The sequence below is a fragment of the Clostridium tarantellae genome (assembly GCF_009295725.1).
Taxonomy (GTDB): domain Bacteria; phylum Bacillota; class Clostridia; order Clostridiales; family Clostridiaceae; genus Sarcina; species Sarcina tarantellae.
The window spans coordinates 1-7,665 of record NZ_WHJC01000164.1 but is presented as its reverse complement, the minus strand read 5'-3'; the positions used below and the strand labels follow the sequence as shown (position 1 = coordinate 7,665).

Annotated in this window: 7 protein-coding genes; all 7 read left to right on the top strand. The window is 25.4% G+C overall.

Annotation, left to right across the window (positions count from 1 at the left end):
- Window positions 1-1,280 (top strand): PH domain-containing protein (locus GBZ86_RS10450; protein ID WP_152890438.1); only part of this gene is annotated, 1,280 nt, incomplete at its 5' end.
- Window positions 1,281-1,462: 182 nt separating this feature from the next.
- Complete coding sequence (locus tag GBZ86_RS10445; protein WP_152890436.1) at window positions 1,463-3,649, top strand: DNA topoisomerase III; 2,187 nt, start codon at window positions 1,463-1,465, stop codon at window positions 3,647-3,649.
- Between the two features lie 90 nt (window positions 3,650-3,739).
- A complete protein-coding gene (locus GBZ86_RS10440) occupies window positions 3,740-4,468 on the top strand; it encodes an HAD family hydrolase (RefSeq protein WP_152890434.1) in 729 nt (242 codons plus the stop codon).
- Window positions 4,469-4,822: 354 nt separating this feature from the next.
- Complete coding sequence (locus tag GBZ86_RS10435; RefSeq protein WP_152890432.1) at window positions 4,823-5,389, top strand: RnfABCDGE type electron transport complex subunit G; 567 nt, start codon at window positions 4,823-4,825, stop codon at window positions 5,387-5,389.
- Window positions 5,390-5,503: 114 nt separating this feature from the next.
- Window positions 5,504-6,199, top strand: a complete 696-nt coding sequence (locus tag GBZ86_RS10430) for an RnfABCDGE type electron transport complex subunit E (RefSeq protein ID WP_152890430.1) — start codon at window positions 5,504-5,506, stop codon at window positions 6,197-6,199.
- A 29-nt stretch (window positions 6,200-6,228) separates the two neighbouring features.
- On the top strand, window positions 6,229-6,810 hold the full coding sequence (rsxA, locus tag GBZ86_RS10425) for an electron transport complex subunit RsxA (RefSeq protein ID WP_152890440.1): 582 nt from the start codon (window positions 6,229-6,231) through the stop codon (window positions 6,808-6,810).
- Between the two features lie 12 nt (window positions 6,811-6,822).
- Window positions 6,823-7,620, top strand: a complete 798-nt coding sequence (locus GBZ86_RS10420; RefSeq protein ID WP_152890428.1) for an RnfABCDGE type electron transport complex subunit B — start codon at window positions 6,823-6,825, stop codon at window positions 7,618-7,620.
- Window positions 7,621-7,665 lie beyond the last annotated feature (45 nt).

Genomic DNA, 7,665 nt, shown 5'->3' with positions numbered 1-7,665 from the left:
ATACAAATATGATTTTAACTAAAGATTATTTAACTTATAATGAAGGTGCATTTATAAAGGATAAAATAATAATTCCTATAAAAAATATTTCTTTAATAGAATTAGAAAAAAATATACTTTATAGAATTTTTAGAATAAGAAAAATAAAAATAGACAGTTTATCAACTACAAAAAATACTGAAATAATAATGATATTAAAGGTTAATGATTTAAAAAAGCTTTATGATCAATTAAGTATAAGAATAAAAGAATTAATACATGATGAAAGTCATAATATAGATAAACTCTTACAATATAAAACATCTGCTTTAGATTTATTATTGTTATCAACTCTTAGAAACAACATAATTTTAGGTATCGGTTTATTATATTCTTGTATACATTTTATGAATTATATATATTCAGGTATTAATGAAGATTTAAAAAGAGTATTCATAAATATAATAAAGGAAAATATTATTTCAAAAAGTACTATTTTAGCTTTAATTTTGTCAATTACTTTATTTTTTGCAATAATGCTGTTAATTTTAATGATGTTTTCTATAATAGCTATTTTATTTAAATATTATAAATTTAGAATATATAGAAAAAATAATTATTTAAAAGTAGAATATGGTTTTCTTACTAGAAGAAGTTATTCTTTAGCTGTAAAAAATATACATGCTATAAAAATAGAGCAAAATTTATTAACTCAATTATTAGATTTAAGAACTATTAAATGTGCTGTAGTTGGATATGGAGATTCAGTAAATGAAGATGAGGTAATATTTCCTTTGTGTAATAAAAAAATTTTTAATGAATTTTTAATAGATATAATTCCAGAATTTCAATATGAAGGTGAAGTGTACAAGCCAGGTTTTTCTCAATTAACTAGATTTTATACAATACCTGTAGGAACAGCTATTTTTATATGTATTATAATAAGTATTATATGGAAAGATTTGTGGATAATACATTTATTTATACCTATTATTATATTAGATAGAACATTTTGGTATAAAAATACAGAGCTTGGCTTTAACAATAACTTATATTATATTAGTTATAAAGGATTTAATAGAAGAAGATTAATAATTAGAAGAAAAAGTGTAGAACAAATAGAAATGTTATCTAATCCATTACAAAGAAGAAAGAATGTATGTACATATAGATTAAAATTTTATTCGCAGAAAAGGTCTAATATTATTAGAGTTAAGCATTTAAATAAATTTATTTATGACAAAATATTAGAAAGTATAAATATTGAAGAAAAAATTGAAAATAAAATAATTAATGAATAAAAGTTTGACTTTTGGTATAAAAGTTCAAACTTTTTATTATATTGACTTTTATAATGTATTAGTACACAATAAAATATAATAATAAACATAATTTAGTAAGTTTTTTATTTAATAAACTTATTATAAATTATAAAGAAAAATAAATTTTAATATTATTTTTCATAGAAAGGAATTTATTTAGTATGTCAAAAATATTAGTATTGGCTGAAAAGCCTAGTGTAGGAAGAGAAATAGCTAAAGTGCTTAAAGCTAGAAATAATAAAGGTAGTTATATTGAAGGGGATAAATATATTATTACATGGGCATTAGGCCATTTAGTAGAACTACAATCACCAGAAGGCTATGATATTAAATATAAAAAGTGGAGTATGGACACGTTACCAATGTTACCAAAGCATATGAAACTTACAGTAATAAAAAAAGCCTATAAGCAATTTAATGAAGTAAAAAAGCAAATGAATAGAAATGATGTTAATGAGATTATAATTGCAACAGATGCAGGAAGAGAAGGAGAATTAGTTGCAAGATGGATAATTGAAAAAGCGGGAGTAAAAAAGAATCTTAAAAGATTGTGGATATCTTCACAAACAGATAGAGCTATATTAGCTGGATTTAAAAATTTAAAGCCAGCTAAACAATATGATAATTTATATTGTGCTGCTAAATGTAGGGCAGAAGCAGATTGGATTGTGGGATTAAATGTAACTAGAGCTTTAACTTGTAAATATAATGCACAGCTATCAGCAGGGCGTGTTCAATCACCAACATTAGCTATGATTGTTAATAGAGAAGAGGAAATAAAGAGCTTTAAACCTAAGGAATTTTATACTATTAATATAAAAGGAAATGGTGTAGTTTTTAATTGGGTTAATAAAGAAAACAATGGAAAAATATTTGATGAAGAATTTGCTAATAAACTATTGTTAAAATTAAAAGGTATGCAGTGTGAAATAGTAGATATAAAAGAAAAAGATAAAAAACAATTTTCACCAGCTTTATATGATTTAACAGAATTACAAAGAGATTGTAATAAAATTTGGGGATATTCTGCAAAACAAACATTATCTATAATGCAACGTCTTTATGAAAATCATAAAATTTTAACTTATCCTAGAACAGATTCTAGATATATTTCTAAAGATATAGTAAATACTATATCAGAAAGATTAAGTGCCATTTCTATTGGTGAATATCGAATGATAGCACAACAATTGTTAAAAGAAAAAATAAATGCACATAAAGGTTTTGTTGATGATTCTAAAGTTAGTGACCATCATGCTATTATTCCTACAGAGGAAAAACCTAATATTTCTAATTTAAGTGTGGAAGAAAAACATGTTTATGATTTAGTTGTTAAGAGATTTTTAAGTGTGATGTTACCTCCTTTCGAATATATACAAACCAATATTGAAGCTAATATAAATGGAGAAAAATTTATTGCAAAAGGTAAAGTTATAAAAACTAAAGGGTGGAAGAAGGTTTATGATAAATTTAATATAGAAGAAGATAATGTAGATGATATAAAAGAACAACAATTGCCTAAATTTGTTTTAGGACAAAAATTTAAGGTGTCTACTATAAATTTAAATAAAGATAAAACTAAGCCACCAACAAGATTTAATGAAGGAACTTTATTATCTGCTATGGAGAATCCCCATAAATATATTGTAGTTGGTAAGGATGCAGCTAAAACTTTGGGAGAAACTGGTGGGCTTGGAACAGTTGCTACTAGAGCTGATATTATAGAAAAATTATATAATTCCTTTGTTATAGAAAAAAGAGGAAAAGAAATAGTTCCTACATCAAAAGGACATCAATTAATTGATTTGGTTCCTAAGGAGCTTAAATCACCTTTATTAACAGCAAAGTGGGAGAAGCAATTAGATGAAATAAGCAAAGGTAAAGCGAATGCTAATAATTTTATAAAAGATATGAGAAACTATGCCATTGCACTTGTAGAAGATGTTAAGGATACAAATAGTAAATTTATTCATGATAATAAAACAGGTAAAAAATGTCCTAATTGTGGGAAATATTTATTGGAGGTAAAAGGTAAAAATGGAGTGATGAATGTTTGCCAAGATAGGGAATGTGGTTATAGAGAAAGTGTAAGTAGAATAACTAATGCTAGATGTCCTGAATGCAAGAAAAAACTAGAGCTAAGAGGTCATGGTGGTGGTGAAATATATATATGTCCAAATACCAATTGTAATTTTAGAGAAAAGGCTTCTGTATTTAATAAAAGATTTAATAATAAATCAGATAAATTTAATAAAAAAGAAATTAATAATATAATGAAAAAAATGAAAAAGGATGCTGAGGAAGATATTAACAATCCTTTTGCAGAACTTTTAAAAGGATTTAAGTAAATAAACAATAAACAATTTTATATATTATTAAATATAATATATGATTATTATAAAACATAAGAATTTAATAAACAAAAGGAGAAAAAGATTATGAGTAAAATAGCAGCTTTTTTTGATATTGATGGAACTATATATAGAGAAGGATTAATAACTGAGGTTTTTAAAAAAATTATAAAATATGACTTAGTTGAGCAAGGAAAATGGTATAATGAAGTAAGACCCGCTTATTTAAGCTGGGATAAAAGAGAAGGTGATTACGACACTTATCTTTTAAAGATGGTAGATATTTATACTGAAGCCATAAAAGGATTAAATAAAGAGTTTATAGAGCATATAGCTAAAAAAGTAATAGAACAAAAAGGTGATAGAGTTTATACTTTTTCAAGAGAAAGAATAAAATGGCATAAAGAACAAGGACATATAGTTATAGCCATTTCAGGTTCTCCTTATGAACTTGTTAAAGAAATGTCTAATAAGTACAATATGGATGATTTTAGAGGAACTATTTATAAATTAGATGAAAAAGGAATATATAATGGTGATATAATTCCTATGTGGGATTCAGATAGTAAAGAAAAAGCTATAAGAGAATTAAAAGAAAAATATGATATTGATTTATCACAAAGTTATGCTTATGGAGATACTTCAGGAGATTTTACTATGTTTAAGCATGTAGGAATACCTACAGCTGTTAATCCTACTAGAGAACTTATAGCTAAAATATTAGAAGATGATTATATTAAAAATAAAATAAAAGTAATAGTTGAAAGAAAAGATGTTACTTATGATTTAAATGTTAACTGTTTAAATTTATTATAAAGAAAAAAATAAATGCTCTAAATAAGTTAAAGGCTTATTAGAGTATTTATTTTTTTCTTTAAGTATTTATTTAGGTAATAAACTAGAAATAAACATTATAAAATAATAGTGAGATAATATTAATAAATTTATTAATATTATCTCACTATTATTTTATTAATACAATTGTTTTCATAATTGTATTAAAAGTTGAAATATTAAAGAATAAGCAACAGATTACAAAATACAGAATTAAAAAATAAATAAAAAATACTAGAAGGAGTAATTTTACTAATGTGACCACTTATTTCAAAAATAAAGGTTATGTATTATTACTAAAAAAAGGTCTAAGGGTTTAATGGAGGTGTTAAATTAATGAAAGAAAATTTAAAATTAGGGTTTAAGCTTTTTATAATTACAGCAGTGGCAGGACTTTTTTTAGGAATAGCAAATGAATTGACAAAAGATATAATTGTAGAAAATTCTAAATTAAAAAAAGAAGATTTAAAATATATTCTTCCAGAAGCGGAATCTATAAAAGATTATGGATATGTTGCAACTGAAGATTCTATTGTTAAAGAAGTTTTTGAAGCAATAGGAACAGATGAAATAAAGGGTTACGTCATTAAAGTTGCACCAAAGGGATTTAATGGGAGTTTAGATATGGTGGTTGGAATTGAAAAAAATGGTGCAGTTGGTGGAATTAAAATATTATCTCAATCAGAAACACCTGGATTAGGTGCAAAAATAGAAGAAGAAAATTTTCAAGATAAATTTAAAGGATTATCAACAAAAGATGGAATAAGAATAGTTAAAACCATTCCAAATAATAATAATGAGATTCAATGCATTACAGGAGCTACAATTTCTTCAAACGCAGTTAATACAGGAGTGAATGAAGCTATTAATTTTTACAAAAAAAATATATTAGGTAAAGAATAAAAAATTTAACAAGTATTAAGCCATCATTATTAGGCTTATATGTAAATAATAAAATTAAAAATTAGAGATTAATTTAACAAACTTTTACAATAATAATTTAAGATAGGGGGAAATATGAAGATATTATTAGAAAGAATTAAAAATGGAATTTTTGATGAAAATCCTATTTTTGTACAAGTTTTAGCCATGTGTCCTACTTTAGCGGTAACAACAAGTGTTGAAAATGCAGTTGGAATGGGAATAGCATCTACAGTAGTTTTAATATTTTCAAATATGTTAATTTCAGCATTAAGAAATTTTATACCAAATAAAATAAGAATACCATCATATATTGTTGTAATAGCATCCTTTGTTACTATAGTTGATATGTTAATGAATGCATATACACCAGGACTTTATAAGTCATTAGGTATATTTATACCACTTATAGTTGTAAATTGTGTAATACTTGGAAGAGCAGAAGCATATGCCTCAAAAAATAGAATAACTGCATCAGTTTATGATGCTATTGGAATGGGACTTGGATTTACAATTGCATTATTTTTTATTGGAATGTTTAGAGAAGTTTTAGGTGCAGGAACATTCTTAGGAATATCTATTTTGCCTGAAAGTTTTAAACCAGCCACAATAATGATACTAGCACCAGGTGCATTTTTAACTTTAGGTGCATTAATGGCTTTTATCAATTATAGAAATATTAAAAGGGCTAAAAAGCAAGGTAGAATTGCTAAACCACTTGAACATAATTGTGGAAGTTGTTCTAACTGTGGTACAGGTTCCTGTAGTTCTTCAATAAAAATAAAGAAGTAATATAGAGAAGGGTGAATATTTAAATTATGATGGAATTATTCTTAATATTTATAAGTGCCATGTTAGTTAATAATTTTGTGCTTTCAAAGTTTTTGGGAATTTGCTCCTTTCTTGGAGTTTCTAAAAAGAAAGAAGCAGCTGTGGGAATGGGGTTTGCTGTTACATTTGTTATGGTAATAGCTAGTATTATGTCGTGGATAGTTTATAACTTAATTTTAGAACCTTTAGGAATAACTTATTTAAAAACAATAGCTTTTGTTTTAGTTATTGCTGCTTTAGTTCAGTTTGTAGAAATGGCAATTAAAAAAATTAGTCCTAGTCTTTATAAAGGGTTAGGAATATTTTTACCATTGATTACTACCAATTGCGCAGTACTTGGTATGGCGGTTACAAATGTAGAGGAAAAATATAATTTTATACAATCTTTAACTCATGGCTTAGGAGCTGCGGCTGGTTATATGCTTTCAATAGTATTATTAGCTTTTTTGAGAGAAAAAATAGATAATAATGAAAATATACCTGAAGCATTAAGAGGATTACCAATAACATTATTTACTGCTGCGTTAATGTCTATTGCTTTTTTAGGATTTCAAGGATTGATATCAGCATAGGAGGTTAAAGAGATGGGGATTACCAGTATTTTATATTCAATAGGAATTTTAGGAGTATTAGGTTTAGTATTTGGAATATTATTAGGAATAGCTTCTAAAGTTTTTGAAGTAAAAGTTGATGAAAGAATTTTAAAGATAAAAGAAATTCTTCCAGGAGCTAATTGTGGTGGTTGTGGGTATCCAGGATGTGATGCCTATGCAACAGCTATAATAGATGATGGAGCCGATGCAACAAGTTGTACTGTTGGAGGAGTTATTGTAGCTAAAAAAATAGGTAATATATTAGGAATAAAAATTAAAGATGTTGAAAAGAAAACAGCTTTTATTAGTTGTAATGGAAATTGTAACAAAAGGAAAGAATTTCCGAAATATAATGAAATAAAAGATTGTAATTTAGCTAAAGAAAATATAGAAAAAACAAATAAAACTTGTATTTATGGATGTTTAGGTTTAGGGACTTGTATTAAAGTTTGTAAGTTTGATGCTTTATATATTGAAGATGGTATTGTAAAAGTTAAATATGAAAAATGTATTAATTGTGGAGCATGTATTAAGGTATGCCCTATGGGATTAATAAAAAGTGTGGATATAAGTAAAAAGATAAGAGTAGCGTGTTCTTCTAAAGATTTTGGGAAGGCTGTTAAAGAAAAGTGTTCAGTAGGATGTATAGGATGTAAGTTATGCGAGAAAAATTGTATGGAAGGAGCTATTAAAGTAATAGATAATATAGCAAAAATTGATTATAAAAAATGTACAAATTGTGGGATATGTTTTATTAAATGTCCTACAAAAGCAATAATAAAAGAATAAACAATAAAAAAGTAGCAATTAAGCTACTTTTTTATTGTTTACATT